General features: G+C 68.4%; 23 protein-coding genes and 1 pseudogene. 17 read left to right on the top strand and 7 right to left on the bottom strand.

Features of this window, described 5'->3' with window-relative positions:
* The first annotated feature begins 15 nt into the window (after nt 1-15).
* The gene (locus AC3A6B_RS05445; RefSeq protein WP_126835295.1) at nt 16-237 is read left to right on the top strand and encodes a hypothetical protein; all 222 of its coding nucleotides are present in this window, start codon (nt 16-18) and stop codon (nt 235-237) included.
* A 4-nt stretch (nt 238-241) separates the two neighbouring features.
* Here AC3A6B_RS05445 and AC3A6B_RS05440 read toward each other — a convergent pair whose 3' ends face one another.
* The 3 genes from AC3A6B_RS05440 to nthA are packed head-to-tail and all read right to left on the bottom strand — an operon-like array spanning nt 242 to nt 1,880.
* Nucleotides 242-574 carry a nitrile hydratase accessory protein gene (locus tag AC3A6B_RS05440; RefSeq protein ID WP_487836128.1) on the bottom strand — a complete coding sequence of 111 codons (333 nt, stop codon included), beginning with the start codon at nt 572-574 and terminating at the stop codon, nt 242-244.
* A gap of 29 nt (nt 575-603) precedes the next feature.
* Nucleotides 604-1,266 carry a nitrile hydratase subunit beta gene (gene nthB, locus AC3A6B_RS05435; RefSeq protein WP_487835744.1) on the bottom strand — a complete coding sequence of 221 codons (663 nt, stop codon included), beginning with the start codon at nt 1,264-1,266 and terminating at the stop codon, nt 604-606.
* Entirely contained in the window at nt 1,263-1,880 is a 618-nt protein-coding gene (gene nthA, locus AC3A6B_RS05430; RefSeq protein ID WP_487835743.1) for a nitrile hydratase subunit alpha, read from the bottom strand. The genes nthB and nthA overlap by 4 nt, the downstream gene beginning before the upstream one ends.
* An 85-nt stretch (nt 1,881-1,965) precedes the next feature.
* Here nthA and AC3A6B_RS05425 point away from each other — a divergent pair, with 85 nt between their 5' ends.
* A complete protein-coding gene (locus tag AC3A6B_RS05425) occupies nt 1,966-2,952 on the top strand; it encodes a tripartite tricarboxylate transporter substrate binding protein (protein WP_487835742.1) in 987 nt (328 codons plus the stop codon).
* On the opposite strand, the gene bla is transcribed toward AC3A6B_RS05425, so the two are convergent.
* Complete coding sequence (gene bla, locus AC3A6B_RS05420; RefSeq protein WP_487835741.1) at nt 2,953-3,822, bottom strand: class A beta-lactamase; 870 nt, start codon at nt 3,820-3,822, stop codon at nt 2,953-2,955.
* An 86-nt stretch (nt 3,823-3,908) separates the two neighbouring features.
* Between bla and AC3A6B_RS05415 the strand changes: the two genes are divergently transcribed.
* Entirely contained in the window at nt 3,909-4,802 is an 894-nt protein-coding gene (locus AC3A6B_RS05415) for a LysR family transcriptional regulator (RefSeq protein ID WP_487835740.1), read from the top strand.
* Here the strand turns inward: AC3A6B_RS05415 and AC3A6B_RS05410 are convergent.
* On the bottom strand, nt 4,772-5,908 hold the full coding sequence (locus AC3A6B_RS05410) for an iron-containing alcohol dehydrogenase (RefSeq protein WP_487835739.1): 1,137 nt from the start codon (nt 5,906-5,908) through the stop codon (nt 4,772-4,774). The genes AC3A6B_RS05415 and AC3A6B_RS05410 overlap by 31 nt on opposite strands.
* A 58-nt stretch (nt 5,909-5,966) precedes the next feature.
* On the opposite strand from AC3A6B_RS05410, the gene AC3A6B_RS05405 reads away from it, so the two are divergent.
* From AC3A6B_RS05405 to AC3A6B_RS05380, 6 genes are all read left to right on the top strand, one after another.
* Nucleotides 5,967-6,917 (top strand): alpha/beta hydrolase, encoded by a 951-nt coding sequence (locus AC3A6B_RS05405; protein ID WP_487835738.1) that lies wholly within the window; start codon nt 5,967-5,969, stop codon nt 6,915-6,917.
* Entirely contained in the window at nt 6,914-7,789 is an 876-nt protein-coding gene (locus tag AC3A6B_RS05400; protein WP_487835737.1) for a YbgC/FadM family acyl-CoA thioesterase, read from the top strand. The genes AC3A6B_RS05405 and AC3A6B_RS05400 overlap by 4 nt, the downstream gene beginning before the upstream one ends.
* A gap of 12 nt (nt 7,790-7,801) precedes the next feature.
* Nucleotides 7,802-9,163 (top strand): cache domain-containing protein, encoded by a 1,362-nt coding sequence (locus AC3A6B_RS05395; protein WP_487835736.1) that lies wholly within the window; start codon nt 7,802-7,804, stop codon nt 9,161-9,163.
* Nucleotides 9,160-9,807, top strand: coding sequence for a response regulator transcription factor (locus tag AC3A6B_RS05390; protein ID WP_487835735.1), 648 nt, complete (start codon nt 9,160-9,162; stop codon nt 9,805-9,807). The genes AC3A6B_RS05395 and AC3A6B_RS05390 overlap by 4 nt, the downstream gene beginning before the upstream one ends.
* 123 nt (nt 9,808-9,930) lie before the next feature.
* The gene (locus AC3A6B_RS05385; RefSeq protein ID WP_487835734.1) at nt 9,931-11,997 is read left to right on the top strand and encodes a carbon starvation CstA family protein; all 2,067 of its coding nucleotides are present in this window, start codon (nt 9,931-9,933) and stop codon (nt 11,995-11,997) included.
* Nucleotides 11,994-12,209, top strand: a complete 216-nt coding sequence (locus AC3A6B_RS05380; protein ID WP_214694015.1) for a YbdD/YjiX family protein — start codon at nt 11,994-11,996, stop codon at nt 12,207-12,209. Before AC3A6B_RS05385 ends, AC3A6B_RS05380 begins: the two co-directional genes overlap by 4 nt.
* Before the next feature lie 13 nt (nt 12,210-12,222).
* Here the strand turns inward: AC3A6B_RS05380 and ygfZ are convergent, their stop codons facing one another.
* The gene (gene ygfZ / locus AC3A6B_RS05375) at nt 12,223-13,146 is read right to left on the bottom strand and encodes a CAF17-like 4Fe-4S cluster assembly/insertion protein YgfZ (RefSeq protein ID WP_487835733.1); all 924 of its coding nucleotides are present in this window, start codon (nt 13,144-13,146) and stop codon (nt 12,223-12,225) included.
* 84 nt (nt 13,147-13,230) lie between these two features.
* Between ygfZ and mltG the strand changes: the two genes are divergently transcribed.
* From mltG to AC3A6B_RS05335, 8 genes are all read left to right on the top strand, one after another.
* Nucleotides 13,231-14,229 carry an endolytic transglycosylase MltG gene (gene mltG / locus AC3A6B_RS05370; RefSeq protein WP_487836127.1) on the top strand — a complete coding sequence of 333 codons (999 nt, stop codon included), beginning with the start codon at nt 13,231-13,233 and terminating at the stop codon, nt 14,227-14,229.
* On the top strand, nt 14,226-14,867 hold the full coding sequence (tmk, locus tag AC3A6B_RS05365) for a dTMP kinase (protein WP_487835732.1): 642 nt from the start codon (nt 14,226-14,228) through the stop codon (nt 14,865-14,867). The genes mltG and tmk overlap by 4 nt, the downstream gene beginning before the upstream one ends.
* Nucleotides 14,864-15,883, top strand: coding sequence for a DNA polymerase III subunit delta' (locus AC3A6B_RS05360; protein ID WP_487835731.1), 1,020 nt, complete (start codon nt 14,864-14,866; stop codon nt 15,881-15,883). The genes tmk and AC3A6B_RS05360 overlap by 4 nt, the downstream gene beginning before the upstream one ends.
* Nucleotides 15,880-16,254: a PilZ domain-containing protein gene (locus AC3A6B_RS05355; RefSeq protein WP_487835730.1), complete on the top strand. Its 375-nt coding sequence runs from the start codon at nt 15,880-15,882 to the stop codon at nt 16,252-16,254. The genes AC3A6B_RS05360 and AC3A6B_RS05355 overlap by 4 nt, the downstream gene beginning before the upstream one ends.
* 64 nt (nt 16,255-16,318) lie before the next feature.
* Nucleotides 16,319-17,125 (top strand): TatD family hydrolase, encoded by an 807-nt coding sequence (locus tag AC3A6B_RS05350; protein ID WP_487835729.1) that lies wholly within the window; start codon nt 16,319-16,321, stop codon nt 17,123-17,125.
* Nucleotides 17,122-17,784, top strand: a complete 663-nt coding sequence (locus AC3A6B_RS05345; protein ID WP_487835728.1) for an ankyrin repeat domain-containing protein — start codon at nt 17,122-17,124, stop codon at nt 17,782-17,784. Before AC3A6B_RS05350 ends, AC3A6B_RS05345 begins: the two co-directional genes overlap by 4 nt.
* Nucleotides 17,785-17,919: 135 nt before the next feature.
* Nucleotides 17,920-18,606, top strand: coding sequence for a retropepsin-like aspartic protease family protein (locus AC3A6B_RS05340; RefSeq protein ID WP_487835727.1), 687 nt, complete (start codon nt 17,920-17,922; stop codon nt 18,604-18,606).
* A 110-nt stretch (nt 18,607-18,716) separates the two neighbouring features.
* Nucleotides 18,717-19,187, top strand: a complete 471-nt coding sequence (locus AC3A6B_RS05335; protein ID WP_487835726.1) for a DM13 domain-containing protein — start codon at nt 18,717-18,719, stop codon at nt 19,185-19,187.
* Between the two features lie 59 nt (nt 19,188-19,246).
* Here the strand turns inward: AC3A6B_RS05335 and AC3A6B_RS05330 are convergent.
* Nucleotides 19,247-19,582 (bottom strand): annotated as a pseudogene (locus AC3A6B_RS05330) (methyl-accepting chemotaxis protein); the annotation flags it as partial.

The raw sequence follows: 19,582 nt of genomic DNA, 5'->3' as shown, positions 1-19,582 counted from the left end.
ATTTCGGAGGACCCCATGAACGCAACCCGCATCGTCGGCATCATCCTGATCGTTGCCGGCATCGCCGCTCTCGGTCTGGGCGGTTTCAGCTTCACCAAGGAAACCCATCAGGCCAAGATCGGGCCGATCGAGCTGTCGGTGAAGGAGAAGCAGGACGTCAACTTCCCGGCCTGGGCCGGCGTGGCCGCGATCGTGGTGGGCGGGGCCTTGCTCGTGTTCGGCGGCAAGAAGGGCTGAGCCCTCAGCCGAAATCCTCCTCGTGCAGCTCGATCGCCCGCCCATGCGGCGTGCGGTCGGCCGCGCGGTCCCAGGCCTGCCGGTAGCGCGTCAATTCATCGACGGAGCTTGCGCCTTTGCGCGCCACCAGCGTCTCCAACGCGGCGAGCCAATGACGGTAGTAGGTGTCGCCGAGGTCGGCATCCCCGGCCGCCTGCGCGGCGCCGATCTGCGCTGCCAGTGTCTCGGCCCATTCGGGCCAGCTGAAGAGCCCGCGTTGGTGCAGCGAGACGGCCAGCGCAAAGGCGTGCGCCTCCCACGGTTCGCGAAACACCGGCTCCGCGCCGTCGGCGGGCATGCCGGGCAACAGCGGTGCGTCCGACGTCGTCACGCCGCCTCCGTCAGGTAGCTTTCCCAGGCATCCACCGACACGCGCAGCCCGGGTTCGGCCCCGGCGCCCCACAACTCGGCACCGTCGAAGACCACCGTATAGAGCCACTGCGGCTGCTCGCCCAGGCCCTGCGCGTGCGCATCGGCGAACACGTGCATGCCGTGCAGGTGTTCGATGGTGCCGAGCTTGCCTTGCACGTAGCCGGGCAGCCGCGTGTGGTGCTCGACATGTCCCGCGCGCGTGCGCACCCGCTGCCCGACGGCGAAGCGCGCGGGTGCAGTCGTCGCGCGCTCGGTGGCGGAACCCTTCGCGAGCGCGGCTGGCACGTCTGCGGCGTGCAGCACGCGACGGATCGGCACAGGCGCATGCAGCATGCGGCCGGCAGCGATTTCATCGGGCAGGACCTGCGAGCGCTCGGCCATGAGTTTCTCGAGCGCAGCCAGCCAGATCTGGTAGTAGCTCAGCCGCGCATAGGTTGGTAGGGTTTCGCGCGCACTGCGGCTGGCATCGATGTTCCAGGAGCCGGTGGCGCCCATCGCGAGCGTCAGGGCCAGCGCGCGCGGCTCCCAGCCGGCATGGAACAGTTCGTCCTCGGGCTCGGGCACGATCGCTCCCGGCATCTCGCGGCCACCGAGATCGGCATGCGTGGTGTAGCTCATGGCGCGGTCTCCGGGCTGCGGGCCAGGCCAGTGCCGATCATCGAATCGCGCGTCACCAGATCGGCCAATGCCTCTTCGCTCCAGCCTTCTGTGCCGGCCGGCCGTTGCGGAATCACGAGGTAGCGCACCTCGGCCGTCGAGTCCCACACGCGGATCGCGGTCGAAGCGGGCAGCTTCACGCCGAACTCGGCCAGCACGCCGCGCGGATCTTTCACCGCGCGCGAGCGGTAGGGGGCGCTCTTGTACCAGGTGGGCGGCAGGCCCAGCACCGGCCAGGGGTAGCAGCTGCACAGCGTGCAGACCACCATGTGGTGCTGCGCATCGGTGTTGGCCACAGCCACCATGTGCTCGCCCTGGCGGCCGGTGTAGCCCAGCGAGGCGATGGCCGCGGTGGCGTCCTTCAGCAGCCAGTCGCGAAAGGCGGGATCGGTCCAGGCTTTCGCGACGACGCGGGCGCCATTGCGGGGGCCGACCTTCGTCTGGTAGGTGTCGATGAGCACGTCGAGCGCGGCCGGGTCGATGTAGCCCTTCTGCGTCAACACGGTTTCGAGCGCGCGCACGCGCAGGTCCATTTCACCGAGCTCGCTGTGGTCGTGATGGTGGTCGTGTGCCATGCGTGCATGCTAGCGCGAAGGGCAAACCCTGAGGGGTCTTGTCCTGGCGGCCTTCCAGAATCGTCGCTCCACCGGAGATCCCTCTATGCCGCAAGCCTCTTTGTCCCGCCGCGCCTTCAACCTGTGGTCCGCTGCGGCCGCGGCCTCGGTCGCGGCGCCTTCTTTCGCGCAGGCCGCCTGGCCGAACAAGCCGATTCGCATCATCGTGCCCTACACGCCCGGCGGTTTCACCGACCAGATGGCGCGGCTGGTGCAGGCAGGTCTTTCGGCACGGCTGGGCCAGCCGGTGCTGATCGAGAACAAGCCGGGCGCCAACAGCCTGATCGGCGTCGATGCGATCGCGAAAGCGCCGCCCGACGGCAGTACCTTCGGCGTCGTCATCGCGGCCTATGCGGCCAACACCACGCTCTATCCGAAGCTGCCCTATGACCCCAAAAAGGACCTCACCGGCGTCTCGCTGATGGGCATCTCGCCGCTGCTCGCGGCAGTCAACAACGACGCGCCCTTCAAGACCGCGAAGGAGCTGATCGACTATGCGCGTGCGAACCCGGGCAAGGTGAGCTTCGGCTCCTCGGGCAACGGCTCGGCCGCGCACCTGACCAGCGAGCTGTGGAAGTCGCTGACCAAGACCTACATGATCCACATCCCGTACCGCGGCGCGGTGCCGGCGCTGACCGACCTGATGGGCGGCCAGATCCAGCTTTTCTTCGATGCGCCGACCGGGCTCATCAACCAGGGCAAGGCCGGCAAGGTGCGGCTGATCGGCGTGGCCAGCGAGCGCCGGCTGCCCGCGGTACCCGATGTGCCGACCTTCATCGAACAGGGCTTCGCGGGCTTCACCGGCAGCACCTGGGCCGGCATGCTGGCGCCCGCGGGCACGCCGCGCGAGATCGTCAAGCGCATGTCGGACGAGGTGGCGCGGATCATCAAGAGCGAGGAGACCCGCGCCAGGCTCGACGCGATGGGCACCTTCCCGGCCGGCAGCACGCCCGAGGAGTTCGATGCCTTCATCGACGCGGAGACGGCCAAGTGGGCCCGCGTGATCAAGACGGCGGGCGTGAAGGCCGACTGATCACGCCCAGCCGGCGACGGCCGTGGCTACCGAGGCCAGCGTCGCATTGCGCGCGGCCGGCGCCGCCGTCGTCTCCGTGAGATAGACCGACAGCAGGATGGGCGCTCGCCCCGGCGGCCTCAGGATGGCGATGTCGTTGGTCGTGCCGTTCTGGCCCGAGCCCGTCCTGTCGCCCACCTTCCAGTCCGCCGGAAGCCCGGCGCGGATGCGCTCGTCCCCGGTCTTGTTGCCGTCCAGCCATTGCAGCAACTGCGCACGCGAAGGCTGCCTGAGGATGTCGCCCAAGAGAATCTTTTGCATGCTGCGGCTCATCGCGGCCGGCGTGGTGGTGTCGCGCAGATCGCCCGGCCGGGCCTCGTTGAGCGCCGTTTCGAAGCGGTCGAGCCGCGTCTTCGTGTCGCCGATCGAACGCATGAAGGCGGTCAGGCCCTTCGGCCCGCCGAAGCTGTGGAGCAGCAGGTTGGCGGCCGTGTTGTCGCTCAGGGTGAGCGTCGCTTCGCACAGTTGCGCGACCGTCATGCCGGTGCCGTCGGCGTGTTTTTCCGTCACCGGCGAATGGGTGACCAGGTCGCGCCGGCCGTAGACGACGCGGCGCTCCAGCTGCTCCTTGCGCTGGTCCACGCGCGCCAGCACCAAGGCAGCGGCCAGGAACTTGAAGGTGCTGCACAGCGGGAAGCGCTCGTCCTCGCGGTGCCCGGCGCGCCGGCCGTTGCCCGTGTCGAGCACGCCGACGCCGAGCCGGCCGCCGCTGGCTTTTTCGATCTCTGCCAGCTGCTTCGAAAGGTCGCCGGCCCCTTCGGCCCGGATGCCGAAGGATGCGGCGGCCAGCGAGACGAAAAGGGTGCTTGTGAATTGCCGTCGATGAATCATGAGTTGCTCCTGAAAGCGAGCGACTTTCGGCCATACGCGGCGCCGGCACAAACGATAGTATTTGCTGTCTCGCACAAGAAAATCTTATGGCGCGTACCCATCTCCCCCTTAACGCGCTGCGCGCCTTCGAATCCTCCGCCCGCCACCTGAGCTTTACGCTCGCCGCCGCCGAGCTGAACGTGACGCAGGCGGCGGTCAGCCAGCAGGTGCGCGGCCTCGAGGCGCGGCTCGGCGCGCCGCTGTTCCGGCGCCTGCCGCGCGGGCTCGCGCTCAGCGATGAAGGCCATGCGCTGCTGCCGGTGCTGGCCGATGCCTTCGGGCGGATGGAGGCGGTGGTCCAGCAGTTCGACAACGGCCATTTCTTCGAGGTGCTGACGGTGGGCGTGGTGGGCACCTTCGCGGTGGGATGGCTGCTGCCGCGGCTGCGCCTGTTCCAGCAGAGCTGCCCCTTCATCGACCTGCGCCTGATGACGCACAACAACGTGGTCGACCTGGCTGGCGAGGGGCTCGATTTCGCGATCCGCTTCGGCGATGGCACGTGGCAGGGCCTGCAGTCCGAGCATCTGCTGGCGGCGCCGCTCGCGGTGCTGTGCATGCCGGCGATCGCGGCGCGCATCGCGCGGCCGCAGGATCTGGCGCACGAAACGCTGCTGCGCTCCTACCGGCCCGACGACTGGCCCGGCTGGTTCGCGGCGGCCGGCGTGGCCTGCCCGGCGATCCGCGGGCCGGTGTTCGACTCGTCGCGACTCATGGTCGAGGCCGCGATGCAGGGCGCTGGCGTCGCGCTGGCGCCGACCTCGATGTTCGAGCGCGAGCTGGGCGAGGGCCGGCTGGTGCGTCCGCTGGCGACCGAGGTGATGACGGGGAGCTACTGGCTCACACGGCTCAGGTCGCGCGCCGCGAGCCCGGCGATGGAAGCCTTTCGCACCTGGCTTCTCGCGCAGACGGGCTACATCGACCCTTCGAGCATCTCGCGGTAGTCCTCGCGCGTCGCGAGCCGCGGATTGGTCTTGTGGCAGTGGTCGGCCAGCGCGCCGTCGATCACCTGCTCGAAGATGGCGGGCGTGACGCCGACCTCGGCCAGCCCCTTGGGCAGTCCGAGGCGCGCGTTCATGTCGCGAATCGCGACGCCGAGATCGCCGGCCGAATCGAGGTTCATGGCCTGCGCCATGCGCTGCAGGCGCTGGTCCTTCTGCACCGACTCCGCGCCCGCGTTGAAGCGGATCACGGCCGGCAGGAAGAGGGCGTTGAGCGTGCCGTGGTGCAGGCGCGGATCGATGCCGCCCAGGCTGTGGCTCAGCGAATGCACGCAGCCCAGCCCCTTCTGAAAGGCCAGCGCGCCCTGCATCGATGCGCTCATCATGTTGAGGCGCGCCTCGCGGTCGCTCCCGTTCTTGGTGGCGCGCTCGATGTAGCCCCAGGCGCGCTGCAGCCCGTCGAGGCCGATGCCGTCGGCCGGCGGATTGAAGGCGGCCGACATGAAGGTCTCCATGCAGTGCGCGATGGCGTCCATGCCGGTGGCGGCGGTGAGCTTCGGCGGCAGGCCCAGCGTGAGCTCGGGATCGCAGATCGCGGCCTTGGGCATCAGCGACCAGCTGTGGAAGCCGAGCTTGCGGTGATCGTCGACGATCACGATCGCGCCGCGCGCCACCTCGCTGCCGGTGCCGCTGGTGGTGGGCACGGCGATGATCGGTGCCACGCGCTCGGTGATCTTCGGCGAGCCGCCTTCGATGGTGGCGTAGGTCTTGAGCGGGCCCTCGTGCGTGGCCGCGATCGCGACGCCCTTGGCGCAGTCGATGGCCGAGCCGCCGCCGACGGCGATCAGGCCGTCGCAGCGTCCCTCGCGGTACATCGCGGCGGCGGCGCGCACGGCGGCCTCGGTGGGGTTGGACGGGGTCTGGTCGAACACAGCGACCGGCAACTCGCCGAGCGCATCGAGCGCCTTCTGCAGCACGCCGGCCGCGCGCACGCCGGCGTCGGTGACGACCAGCGGACGCGTGATGCCGATGCGCGCGCACTCGCTGCCCAGCAGCTTGACGGCGCCGAATTCGAATTGGATCTGGGTGAGGTACTGGATGAGGGCCATGGGGTGTGGACGGTACGATGCGGACCTTCCAATTTAACAACTGCCGCCTCGCTTGCCCATGAGCCAAACCCTTGCGCCAGCGCTGACTCCCAAGATGGCCGGCGTGGTCGAACGGATGGCGCGCGCCCATCAGGCGCCGTTCCACACCTTGACGCCCGCGGAGGCCCGGGCCGCCTACGAGAAGGGCGCCGGCGTGCTCGAAGTGCCCAAGCCGCAACTCGAACGCATCGAGGACTTCCAGCTTCCCGCGCGCGACGGCCATGCGCTGCCGGCGCGGCTCTATGCGCCCTCGCGCGCCGTGCTGCCGCTGCTGCTGTTCTTTCACGGCGGCGGCTTCACGGTCGGCAGCGTTGCGACCCACGACACGCTGTGCCGCGTGCTGAGCCAGAAGAGCGGCTGCGCCGTGATCTCGCTCGACTACCGGCTGGCGCCCGCGCACAAGTTCCCGACGGCGTCGAACGACGCCTGGGACGCGCTGCAGTTCGTCGCGAAGCAGGCTGGCGAACTGGGCCTCGACGGCACGCGCATCGCGGTCGGCGGCGACAGCGCCGGCGGCACGCTGGCTGCGGTATGCGCCATCCTCGCGCGCGATGCCGGATTGCCGCTCGCCTTGCAGATGCTTTTCTACCCGGGCACGACTTCGCACCAAGACACGGCGTCGCACCAGCGCTTCGCGGCCGGCCCGCTGCTCGACGAGCCGCTCATCCGCTGGTTCTTCGCCCAGTATCTCAACACGCAGGCCGAGCGTGAGGACTGGCGCTTCGCACCGCTCAACGCCGAAGACGTCGACGGCGTCGCACCGGCCTGGATCGGCCTGGCCGAAAGCGACCCCGTCGTCGACGAAGGTATCGCCTATGCCGACAAGCTGCGCGCCGCGGGCGTGGCGGTCGAGCTGGAGATCTACCGCGGCGTGATCCACGAGTTCGTCAAAATGGGCCGCGCCATCCCAGAGGCGCTGCAGGCGCACGCCGACGCGGCCCGCGCATTGAAGGAAGCATTGCAGCCATGACCACAGAGACACAGCACAAGAAGACCGACTTCCGCTTTTTCCACCGCCTGCGCGTGCGCTGGGCCGAAGTTGACATGCAGAAGATCGTCTTCAACGCGCACTACCTGATGTACTTCGACACCGCCATCGCCGACTACTGGCGCGCGCTGGCCTTGCCTTACGAGGAGGCGATGCACGCGCTCGGCGGCGATCTCTACGTGCGCAAGGCCACGATCGAGTTCAACGCCTCGGCGCGCGTGGACGACCTGCTCGACGTCGCGATGAAGTGCGTGCGCGTGGGCAATTCGTCGATCGTGTTCCACGGCGGGCTGTTCCGCGGCGAGGAGCTGCTGGTGAGCTGCGAGCTGGTCTACGTGTTCGCCGATCCGGCCACGCAGACCTCCAAGCCGGTACCGCCGCTGCTGCGCGAAATTTTCACCGCCTACGAGGCCGGCGAAACCGTGCGCGAGGTCGCGACCGGCAGCTGGGCACAGCTGGGCGAGGGCGCCGGCGCCGTGCGCCGCAGCGTCTTCATCGAGGAGCAGCGCATCCCCAAGGAGCTCGAGTGGGACGAGCACGACGAGACCGCCGTGCATGCCGTGGCGCGCAACCGCCTCGGACAGGTGATCGCGACCGGACGGCTGATCGCGGACGCCGATGGGCTGAGCCGCATCGGCCGCATGGCCGTGCACCGCACGTTGCGCAGCGGCGGCCATGGCGCCGCCGTGCTGCGCGCGCTCGAAGCCGCAGCCAAGGCGCGCGGCGACCGCGAGGTCGCACTGCATGCGCAGCGCAGCGCCGAAGCCTTCTACACGCGCCTCGGCTACCTGCCGCACGGCGAGCCCTTCGAGGAGGCGGGCATCGCGCACATCGAGATGCGTCGCACGCTGTAGCTTGCCCTGTCCATGAACCTGCGCACCAAGATCGTCGCGCTGGCCGTCGCGCCGCTCCTGGTCGCGCTGGTGCTGGTGGCGCTCGCCGTGCGCCACCAGGAGCGCGACCTGGCACAGCGTGAGCGCGCCCTGATCGAGCAGACCTACATGGCACAGCGGCGCAGCGAATTGCGCAGCTATGTCGAACTGGCTGTCAGCACCGTGCGGCCGCTATACGACGCCGGGCTGGACGACGAGGCGACCCGCACCGAGGCCCTGCGCCGGCTTGCCGCGCTCGACTACGGCGACGACGGCTATTTCTTCGTCTACGACCTGCAGGGCCGCTCGCTCATGCACTCGCGCCAGCCCGACCTGGTCGGCCGGAACCTGTGGGAGCTGCGCGATTCGCAGGGGCGCTTCACGATCCAGGACCTGCTCGCGCGGGCCCGCGAAGGCGGCGGCTACGTCGAGTACCAGTGGCGCAAGCCCTCGAGCGCCCAGACCGCGCCCAAGCTCGGCTACGTGACCGCGCTGCCGCGCTGGGACTGGATGGTCGGCACCGGCCTCTACCTCGACGACATCCAGGCGACGATGCAGACGCTGGACCGGCAGGTGAGCCTCAACGTGACCACCACCATGCTGTGGATTGCCGGCATCGCCGCGCTGTGCCTAGGCGTGGTGAGCGCCACCGGCCTGCTGCTGAACCTGAGCGAGCACCGCGTTGCCGAAGCCAAGCTGCGGCTCCTGGCGCGCCAGGTCGTGCAATCGCAGGAAGAAGAGCGCGGCCATCTCGCGCGCGAGCTGCACGACGGCACCAGCCAGACGCTGGTGTCGGCCAAGCTCCTGATCGAGTCGGCCGTCGACGCGCTGGAGCGCGCGCGGCAGGATGCGCCGCCGGCGCTCGGCAAGGCCTTGCAGCGGCTCAACGAGTCGCTCTCGGAAGTTCGGCGCATCTCGCATCGGCTGCGGCCGGCCTTGCTCGATACGCTGGGCCTGCCGGCCGCGCTCGAGCGGCTTGCGGCCGAGTTCGGCGAGGAGGGCGCAGTCGATGCCGCAGTCGCCGTCGAGGGCTCGCCTCGAGAGCTGCCGGAGGAAGTGAAAACCGCGCTGTTCCGCGTGACGCAGGAAGCCTTGACCAACGTGCGCAAGCATGCGCAGGCGCGGCAGGTGCGCATCGCGCTCGATTTCGCGGACGATCGCGTGCGGCTCGACGTGGCCGACGACGGCGTCGGCTTCGACGTCGAGGCCATGCAGCTGGACCCGAAGCGCGGCATCGGGCTGCGCAACATGCGCGAGCGCGTGGCCTCGGTCGGCGGACGGCTCGAAATGCGATCCGGCAACGGCGGAACGACCATCGTGGCCGATGTGCCGGTGCACAGCCTGGAGGCCGCATGACGACGACCAAGCCATCCGCGGTTCGGCTGTTCCTCGTCGACGACCATCCGCTGGTGCGCGACGGCCTGCGCGCGCGCCTCGATCCGCTTCCGGGCCTCGAGATCGTCGGCGAATCCGGCAGCGCCGCCGAAGCCTTGACGCTGATCGAGCGCCTGCAGCCGGATCTGGTGCTGGCCGATGTCGGCATGAAGGACATGAACGGCATCGAACTCGCAGCCTTGCTGCAGCAGAGGCAGCCCGCGGTGCGCGTGGTGATGCTCAGCATGTACGACAACCCCGAGTACGTGCAGCAGGCGCTGCAGGCCGGCGCACGCGGCTACGTGCTGAAGGACGCGCCGGCGGCCGAGATCGTCGCCGCCATCGATGCGGTGTCGGCCGGCGGCACCTTCCTGAGCCCGGCGGTTTCGCAGCGGCTGTTCCGCAACCAGGCGCCCAAGCCGCTGCTCACGCCGCGCGAGAGCGAGATCCTCTCGGCGCTGGGCCGCGGCGAGTCGAGCAAGCAGATCGCGCGCGACCTGGGCTTGAGCGTGCGCACGGTCGAGGCGCATCGGCAGAGCATCAAGCGCCGGCTCGGCATCGAGGGGCAGGCCGAGCTGATCAAGTACGCCGTGGAGCACGCCCGCCAGTTCGGCAGCGGCGGCTGAGCGCGCAGCGCGTCTAGGGTTTTCCATTAAGCAACACCACGCGGCCTGATCGCGCGGTGTGACGGATGCCGGCGCGGCCAAGGCTCGCCAAACTCCCGGGGTTCAAATCAAGGAGACATCCGCATGCACAGCATCCGCCGCCACCTGGTGTGGCTCGTCGTGGCCGTGATCGGCGCATTCGCGCTGGGCACGGTGGCACTGGCCCGCGGCGAGGCGATCAGCGCCTTGTGGGTCGTGATCGCCGCCATCTGCACCTACCTGATCGCGTACCGCTACTACAGCCTCTTCATCGCCGACCGCGTGCTCCGTCTGGACGGCAATCGCAAGACGCCGGCACATCGCCACAACGACGGGCTCGACTACGTGCCGACCGACAAGAACGTGCTGTTCGGCCATCACTTCGCGGCCATCGCGGGGGCCGGCCCGCTGGTCGGGCCGGTGCTGGCGGCGCAGATGGGCTACCTGCCGGGGCTGCTGTGGATCCTTGCCGGCGTGGTGTTCGCCGGCGCGGTGCAGGACTTCATCGTGCTCTTCATCTCGACGCGGCGCGACGGCCGCTCGCTCGGCGACCTGATCAAGCAGGAGATGGGCACGGTGCCGGGCCTGATCGCCTTGTTCGGCACCTTCATGATCATGATCATCATCCTCGCGGTGCTGGCGCTGATCGTGGTCAAGGCGCTGGCCGAGTCGCCCTGGGGCACCTTCACGGTGGCGGCCACGATTCCGGTCGCGGTGTTCATGGGCGTGTACCTGCGCTACATCCGGCCGGGGCGCATCGGCGAGATCTCGGTGATCGGCTTCGTGCTCCTGATGCTGGCGATCTTCGGCGGCCAGGCGGTGGCGCAGAGCCCGACCTGGGCGCCGATGTTCACCTTCGACGGCAAGGCGCTGACCTGGATGCTGATCGGCTACGGCTTCATCGCCGCCAGCCTGCCGGTGTGGCTGCTGCTGGCGCCGCGCGACTACCTCTCGACCTTCCTGAAGATCGGCACCATCGTCGCGCTGGCGATCGGCATCGTGTTCGTCGCGCCGACGCTGCAGATGCCTGCCATCACGCAGTTCGCGCAGGGCAACGGCCCGGTCTGGTCGGGCAGCCTGTTCCCCTTCCTCTTCATCACCATCGCGTGCGGCGCGGTGTCGGGCTTCCATGCGCTGATCTCCTCGGGCACCACGCCGAAGATGCTGGACAACGAGCGCCATGCGCGCTTCATCGGCTACGGCGGCATGCTGGCCGAGTCCTTCGTCGCGGTGATGGCGCTGGTGGCCGCCGCCTGCATCGAGCCGGGCATCTACTTCGCGATGAACAGCCCGGCCGCGCTGGTCGGCAGCACGCCGGCGGCGGTGGCCCAAACCATCTCGAGCTGGGGCTTCGTGATCACGCCCGAGATGCTGATGCAGACCGCGAAGGACGTGGGCGAGAGCACCATCCTCGGCCGCGCCGGCGGCGCGCCGACGCTTGCCGTGGGCATGGCTCACATCCTGCACCAGGCCATCGGCGGGCCGACCATGATGGCCTTCTGGTATCACTTCGCGATCCTGTTCGAGGCGCTGTTCATCCTGACCGCGGTGGACGCGGGCACGCGCGCCGGCCGCTTCATGCTGCAGGACCTGCTGGGCAGCTTCGTGCCGGCGTTGAAGCGCACCGACTCGATGGTCGCCAACCTGATCGCGACCTTCCTCTGCGTCGGCGCCTGGGGCTACTTCCTCTACCAAGGCGTGGTCGATCCGCTGGGCGGCATCAACACGCTGTGGCCGCTGTTCGGCATCTCCAACCAGATGCTGGCCGCGGTGGCGCTGATGCTGGGCGTGGTCGTGCTGTTCCGCATGAAGCGCGAGCGCTACGCCTGGGTCGCGATCGCGCCGGCGGCCTGGCTTCTGGTGTGCACGCTGACCGCGGGCTGGCAGAAGATCTTCTCGTCGGACCCCAAGGTCGGCTTCCTGTCCCATGCCGCGAAGTACGCAGACGGCCTGGCGCAGGGCGTGCTGATCGCGCCGGCGAAATCGCCCGAGGCCATGGCGCGCATCGTCTTCAACGACCGCCTCGACGCCGGCTTGTGCGCGCTCTTCATCTTCGTCGTGCTGAGCGTGCTGTTCTACAGCGTGCGCGCCTGTCTTGCGGCGCGCGCGGCCAACAAGCCGACCGCGCGCGAGACGCCCTTCGAGCCGCTGGCGCCGGCGGCGGCTTCATGAGAACGGCGGGCGCCACCTTGCCGGAAGCGGGACGCTATCTCGCCCGCTCGCTCGGCGCCACGCTGCGCCTGATGGTGGGCCTGCCGGACTACGACGCCTACCTGAGCCACATGGAACGCACGCATCCTGAGCAGGCCCCGATGAGCTACGAGGCCTTCTTCCGCGAGCGGCAGCAGGCCCGCTACGGCAGCGGCAAGGGGCGCTGCTGCTGACGCGGCCTCGGTCTCAGATGTCTTCGAGCAACGGGTAGGGCAGGGGCTCGACCGTGAGCGCCGGGCCGTCGGGTGCACCCGCGCGCAGACCGCCCGCGTCGAGCGCCGCGATCTGGATCGAGATCAGCGCGGCCGACCCGCCGCCGGGCGCCGGCGCGGCCTGCGCCACGGTGCCGACCGGCTGCTCCGGATCGTTGACGGCAAAGACTTCCTGGCCCGCGGCGATCGGCGCATCGGCCTGCACGAGGTAGGTGCGCCGCTTCAGCGTGCCGCGGAACTGGCTGCGCGCCACCACCTCCTGGCCCGGGTAGCAGCCCTTCTTGAAGTTCACGCCGCCGACCGATTCGTAGTTGAGCATCTGCGGCACGAAGGCTTCGACGATCGGCGTGCTCAGGGTCACGATGCCGCTGCGGACTTCGCTCCATTGCCACAGCGCGGGGTCGAGGGCAGGGCCCTCGGGCGCGGCGCTGCCGGCCGGCGCGATCCAGAACGCGCGCGGAATGCCGTCGGACGGGTAGAGCGAAACCACATGGGCGTCGCCGATCCGGCTGCAACGGCCCGGCACCGCGCCGGCATCGGCGCCATTGGCGGTCAGCGCAGTCCCGGCCAAGCCGTAGAGCGCGAACTCCTCGCTGGCATCGCTGAGCTTGACCTTGGCGCGCAGCACGAACATCGAGAGCCGCTTCAGGGTGGCTGCAAGGATGTCGCGGCTCACGGCCAGCAGCACGCGCTCGGGCTCGGGCCGGATGCCGATGAAGCTCGCGATCATTCGGCCCTTGGCCGTGCAAAGCGCTGCCAGGCGCGCTTCGGAAGCGCCGAGCAGCGCGAAATCCTGGGTCAGCTGGCCATTGAGGAAGTTGGCGGCTTCGGGGCCCTCGGCGCGAATCACGCCGAGGTGGGAGAGGGCTGTTACGCCATTCAGAACGACTGAGGTCATCGCTGAATTATCATGGTCGGCCCCGTCCCGTTCAGTCCGCAGGGCTACCCGCGTCTCTTCCCTTCCGTCTTCTCCATCGGACCCGTGCGCCGCTTCTTCCTCACCATTTTTCTTCTCTCCGCCTTCGTCGTGCTCGGCGCCGGCGCGGCGGGGCTGTGGTGGGTGCAGCAGCCGCTCAAGCTGCCGGCACCTACCGTCGATCTTTCGGTTGAGCCCGGCACCACGCCGCGCGGCATTGCGCAGGCGGTGGCCGATACCGGCACGGACGTATCGCCGCAACTTCTTTATTGGTGGTTCCGCTTCTCGGGCCAGGACCGCCAGATCCGCGCCGGCAGCTACGAGCTGGAACGCGGCATCACGCCGCGCACGCTGCTCAACGTGCTGGTGCGCGGCGAAGAGGCCACGCGCAGCCTGGTCCTGGTCGAGGGGTGGAACTTCCGCCAGGTGCGCAGCGCGCTGGCCAAGGCCGAGCAGTTGAAGCCCGAGACCTTCGGCCTCTCGGACGAGGAGCTGATGGCCAGGCTCGGCAAACCGGGCCTGCATCCCGAGGGCCGCTTCTTCCCCGACACCTACACCTACTCCAAGGGCTCCACCGACATCGCGCTGCTGCAGCGGGCGATGCGGGCCATGGACAAGAAGCTCGATGCCGCCTGGGCCGCGCGGGCCTCCGATGTTCCGCTCAGGTCAGCCGATGAGGCGCTCATTCTGGCCAGCATTGTCGAAAAGGAGACGGGCAAAGCCCAGGACCGCTCCCAGATTGCGGCCGTGTTCGTCAACCGCCTGCGCGTCGGCATGCCGCTGCAGACCGATCCGACCGTGATCTACGGGATGGGCACGCGCTTCGACGGCAACCTGCGCAAGAAGGATCTGCAGGCCGACACGCCCTGGAACACCTACACCCGGCCCGGCCTCCCGCCCACCCCGATCGCGATGCCGGGCAAGGCGGCGCTGCTGGCGGCAGTGCAGCCGGCGCAAAGCAGGTCGCTGTACTTCGTTTCCAAGGGCGATGGCTCGAGCCATTTCAGCAGCTCGCTCGAAGAGCACAACCGTGCGGTGAACCGCTATCAACGGAGCGGGCAATGAAGGGTTTGTTCCTGACGCTCGAAGGCATCGACGGTGCCGGCAAATCGAGCCACATCGATGCGCTCGAAGCTTTGTTCAAGGCCCGGGGCCGGCAGGTCACGCGCACGCGCGAGCCCGGCGGTACGCCGATCGCCGAAACGCTGCGCACGATGATCCTCACGCAACCGATGGATCCGCTGACCGAGTCGCTGCTGGTCTTCGCGGCGCGGCGCGATCACATCGAGCGCGTGATCGCGCCTGCATTGGCGCACGGCGAGGTCGTCCTGTGCGACCGCTTCACCGACGCCACCTTCGCCTACCAGGGCGCAGGGCGCGGCTTCGATGCCGCGGTGCTGTCCACACTCGAACAGTGGGTGCAGGGCCGGCCTGACGATGGCGCGCTGCTGCAGCCCGACATCACGCTGTGGTTCGACCTCTCGCCCGAACTGGCGGCCGAGCGGCTGGCCGGCGCGCGCCTGCCGGACAAGTTCGAGTCGCAGCCGGCCGAGTTCTTTCGCCGCGTCGCCGCGGGCTATGCGCAGCGCGCAGCGGCCGCGGCGCCGCGCTTCGTGCGCATCGATGCCGGCCAGTCGCGCGACCAGGTCTGGCAGCAAATCGAGGCGGCCCTGGCCGCGCGCGGCCTGATGGGGTCTCGATGAGCGCGCCCGCGCTGTCGCCCTGGTTGCAGCGGCCGCTGGCCGAACTGCTGCGCCAGCGCGGCCATGCCTGGCTGCTGCAGGGACCCTCGGGCCTGGGCCAGTACGAGCTCGGTCTGGCGCTGGCAGCCGCCTGGCTCTGCGAGCAGCGTGACGCGGCGAAGGGCGAGGGCGCCTGCGGCCATTGCCCGAGCTGCCATTCGATTTCCGTGCGCACCCATGCCGATCTCTGCGTGCTGATGCCCGAGGTGGCGATGCAGGAACTCGGCTGGCCGCTCGACGAAAAAAGCCAGGCCGACATCGACGACAAGAAACGCAAGCCAAGCCGCGAGATCCGCGTCGAGGCGATGCGCGACGCGGTCGGCTTCGCCCAGCGCACCAGCGCGCGCGGGCGCGGCAAGGCGGTGCTGGTCTATCCGGCCGAGCGCATGAACACGATCACGGCCAACGCCTTGCTGAAGACCCTGGAAGAGCCGGTCGGCGACGTGCGCTTCGTGCTGGCGAGCGAAGCCGCCTGGCACCTGCTGCCCACCATCCGCAGCCGCTGCCTCGGCTTCACCTTGCCCTGGCCCGCAGACGACGAGGCGCGCAACTGGCTGGTGGAGCAGGGCGTGCCGGCCGGCGACGCGCCCGCCCTGTTGCGCGCAGCCGGCGGACGGCCGAGCGATGCATTGCGCCTGGCCGCTTCGGGCCAGTCGCCCAAGGCCTGGGGCTTGCTGCCCAAGGCCATGCTGCGCGGCGACGTCGCTGCGCTGGCCGACCACGCGCCGGCCCAGGCCATCAGCGCGCTGCAGAAGCTGTGCCATGACCTCATGGCCATGGGCAGCGGCGCCGCACCGCGCTTCTTCGAGGCTGCCGACCTGCCGGCCGTGCCGCCGAAAGTCGTGTTGGCCCGATGGTCGAAATCGCTCGCGAATGCTGCAAAAACCGCAGAACACCCCTTCAATGCGGGCCTGATGCTCGAGGCGCTTGTGAGCGAAGCGCGAAGCACCCTAAACTCGGCAGGCCGCCGCCCATGAACACACCTGCAACTCCCACCCCCTCCGCACCTGCCCGGCCCAGCGTCATTCAGCTGGCCATCAAGGAAAAAGGCGCGCTGTACGCGGCGTACATCCCGCTATTCGCCGAAGGCGGCATCTTCATTCCGACCTCGCGCGAGTACCGCCTGGGCGACGACGTCTACGTGCTGCTCACGCTGCCCGAAGATCCGCAGCGCTATCCGGTGGCCGGCAAGGTGGCCTGGATCACCCCGGCCCGCGCCGCCGGCAACCGGGCGCCGGGCGTCGGCATCCGCTTTCCGTCCGACGACAAGTCGCGCCAGCTCAAGGCGCGCATCGAAGAGGCGCTAGGCGGCACCATGGCCTCCGACCGGCCGACCCAGACCATTTGAGTCCCGTCCCCGTGACGCGGACCGCAGGCGCTGCGGTTGCACCGCCGTTTCTTGAAGCTCCGCGATGTTCACAGACTCCCACTGCCACCTGACATTCCCCGAGTTCGCCGGCCAGATGCCGCAGATCCGCGACGCCATGGCAGCCGCGGGTGTGGATCGTGCGCTCTGCATCTGCACCACACTGGAAGAATTCGCCCAGGTGCAGGCGCTGGCGGCGCGTTATGACAACTTTTGGGCCAGCGTAGGCGTGCATCCGGACAACGAGAACATTGCCGAGCCTTCGGTGGAAGACCTGGTGCAGCGTTCCGCACTGCCCAAGGTGGTGGCCATCGGCGAGACCGGCCTCGACTACTACCAGATGGAAGAGCGCAAGGGCGGGCGCAGCATCGCCGACATGGAATGGCAGCGCAACCGTTTCCGCGTACACATCCGCGCAGCGCAACAGGTGCGCAAACCACTGGTCATCCATACCCGAGACGCCTCGGCCGACACGCTGGCGATCCTGAAGGAGGAGGGCGAGGACGGCAGGCCCCAAGCCGCGGGCGGCGTGTTCCACTGCTTCACCGAGACCGCCGAGGTCGCGCGCGCCGCGCTCGACCTGGGTTTTTACATCTCCTTCTCTGGTATCTTGACCTTCAAGAAGGCGCAGGAACTGCGCGAAGTGGCAGCCTTCGTGCCGCTCGAGCGCATGCTGATCGAGACTGACAGCCCTTACCTCGCGCCCGTGCCGTATCGCGGGAAGACCAACAATCCCTCATACGTCCCCTTCGTGGCGCAGCAGATCGCCGAGCTGCGCGGGTTGCCGGTGGAAACCATCGCGCAGGCCACCAGTGACAACTTCGAAACCCTGTTTTCTGCCGTAAAAGCATGAGAAATTACATTAGAAAACTATTATATCTATCTGTTTTTGCTGCTTCTTTTTCTACTAGCGCTGGATCATTCGACGACTTCTTCCGGGCCGTTCGCACCGACAACGCCGGGACCATCAAGGAGCTGCTGAACCGCGGCTTCGACCCCAACACCCGCGACGAGCACGGCCAGACGGGTTTGCTGATCGCGCTGCGGGAGCCGTCGCCGAAGGTGATCCAGGTTCTGCTGGATTCGCCCCAGACCAATGTGGAGTTGCGCAACGCCAAAGACGAGAGCCCGTTGATGATGGCCGCGCTCAAAGGCCAGCAGGACCTGGTGACCCAGCTAATCGCGCGCGACGCCGACGTCAACAAGCCGGGCTGGGCGCCGCTGCATTACGCGGCGACCAACGGCCACGTGGCCATCATGAAGCAGCTGCTCGACAACCATGCCTTCATCGACGCGCAGTCGCCGAATGGCACCACGCCGCTGATGATGGCCGCGATGTACGGCTCGACCGCGGCCGTTCAGTTGCTGTTGGACGAAGGCGCCGATACGCAGATGAAGAACGAGCAAGGGCTGACGGCGATCGACTTCGCTCTGCGCGGCAATCGGTCGGAGGCGGCCCGGCTGTTGAGCACGGCCGTCCGAGCCAAGCGGTCCGGCGACGGCAAGTGGTGACGGGCTTGGGTCGGCCTGACTGAGGGCTTGAGGTATACAATGTATATTATGTTAAATCACTGAGGCAGCAGGCTCAGCGTAGGAGCCCTACCGTCGATCGCTTCCGGCGAACCGCCTGGCCGACATGGAATTTGGATGACGCTGCGCCGCTATCGGATGAAGCATCGTCTGAGCCCGTTGATCAGCAAACGAGGTCGGGCCATGTCCAAGCATTCGAAATCCAAACAGGCGCTGCGCTATCTCGGAGCACAGGCAGCGATCGCCCTCGCTGCCGTCGCCGCGTACCCGGTTGCGGCCACGGCCGCGGAGCCCGTCTTCAAATGCGGCAAGACCTACACGAACGTGCCGCCCGGCGCGCGCCCGGCGCAGCAACGGCCCGAGGGCTGCGTGCTGGTCGACACAGTCGCTCAACCCAGGACAAAGACGACGAGCATCGCCGTCGACGGTTCTCGGCAGATCACCGTGCCTGTGGGCCAGGACGGCCGCTTCTGGGTTCCCGGTACCGTCAACGGCTTTCCCGTGCGCTTCGTGATCGACAAGGCCGCCATAGTCAATGCCGGCGTCGCCGTCAGCGAGGACTTCGCCGCACGGGCGAACCTGATCGGCGGCTCGCCTGCGCACATGCAGACGGCCGGCGCCGTCATGGATGCGCGGCGCATCGAGCGCGTGCCCATGACCTTCGGGCCCTTCAGCGTGCCGCAGGCCACCGTGGTCGTGGGCTCGCTGGGACGCAAATCGACGGACGCCCTCCTCGGCCAGGAACTGCTCTCGCTTTTCGACGTCACTGCAAACGACCGTGAACTGACGATCGTCGGCAGATAGGGAGGACTCAAGTCTCCGCTGTTTTAGTGGGACGTGATGGCGACCCAGAGGTCAGCACCAAACAGGCGAGCGCGCTGTAGCCTTGCCCTCGCGCATTGTCTGCCTCCATCGTGAAGAAGATCCTCATCCTCATCGTCTCGCACGCTGTCGTGGCGGCCCTGGCCTTCGGCGCGGGCATCTATGTCTTGCCCATTCTCACGGCGCCGTCCGCGCCTGCGCAGGCCGAGGTCACGGCACTGGCGGCGCAAGCGCAGTTCACCGGGCGGTTCAGGCGCGACCTGACGGACAGCGATGCCCTGCACTGGGGTGAAGGAACGGTGGCAGTGAGCCGCAGCGCGGTATCGCTGCAAGGCAGGATCGCGCCCGGGCCCGACTACAAGCTCTACCTCGCGCCGGAGTTCGTGCAGACCGAGGCCGACTTCCTGCGCTTGAAGGCGAAGATGCTGCGCGTGGGCGACGTGAAGACCTTCGAGAATTTCATCGTGCCGATGCCGGCATCCGCAGATCCGACGGCCTACAACACAGTCGTTGTCTGGTGCGAATCATTCGGCCAGTTCATTACGGCAGCCCAGTACCAATGATGCGGGAGCCGCAGGTCTGGCCTGCCGATCGTGGCAGATAGCGCGAACACGCCGCGGGATTAGAAGGTCTCCCAGTCTCCACCGCCGGCTGGGCTGCCCGTGGCCGCCGCCAATTGCTTGCGTTGCGGCGCGGCAATGGCCCGCCGAGGTGGCTGGGTCGGCCGGATCGGGTGGGCGACAGGCCGCGCTTGCACTTGCGGCGCCTTGGGCTGGACCATGACGGGCCGTTCGTCGTCATCGAGCTTGAAGGTGCCGACGACCTGCGACAGGCTGCCGGCCTGCTCCTGCAGCGATTGGGCAGCAGCCGCCGCCTCTTCCACCAGCGCCGCGTTCTGCTGCGTCACCTGGTCCATCTGCGTGATCGCCTGGTTGATCTGCTCGATGCCCTGCGTCTG

The sequence above is a fragment of the Variovorax sp. Soil_C_33 genome (assembly GCF_057656935.1).
The sequence above is the reverse complement of the archived record's forward strand: the minus strand, read 5'-3'. Positions and strand labels throughout refer to the sequence as shown.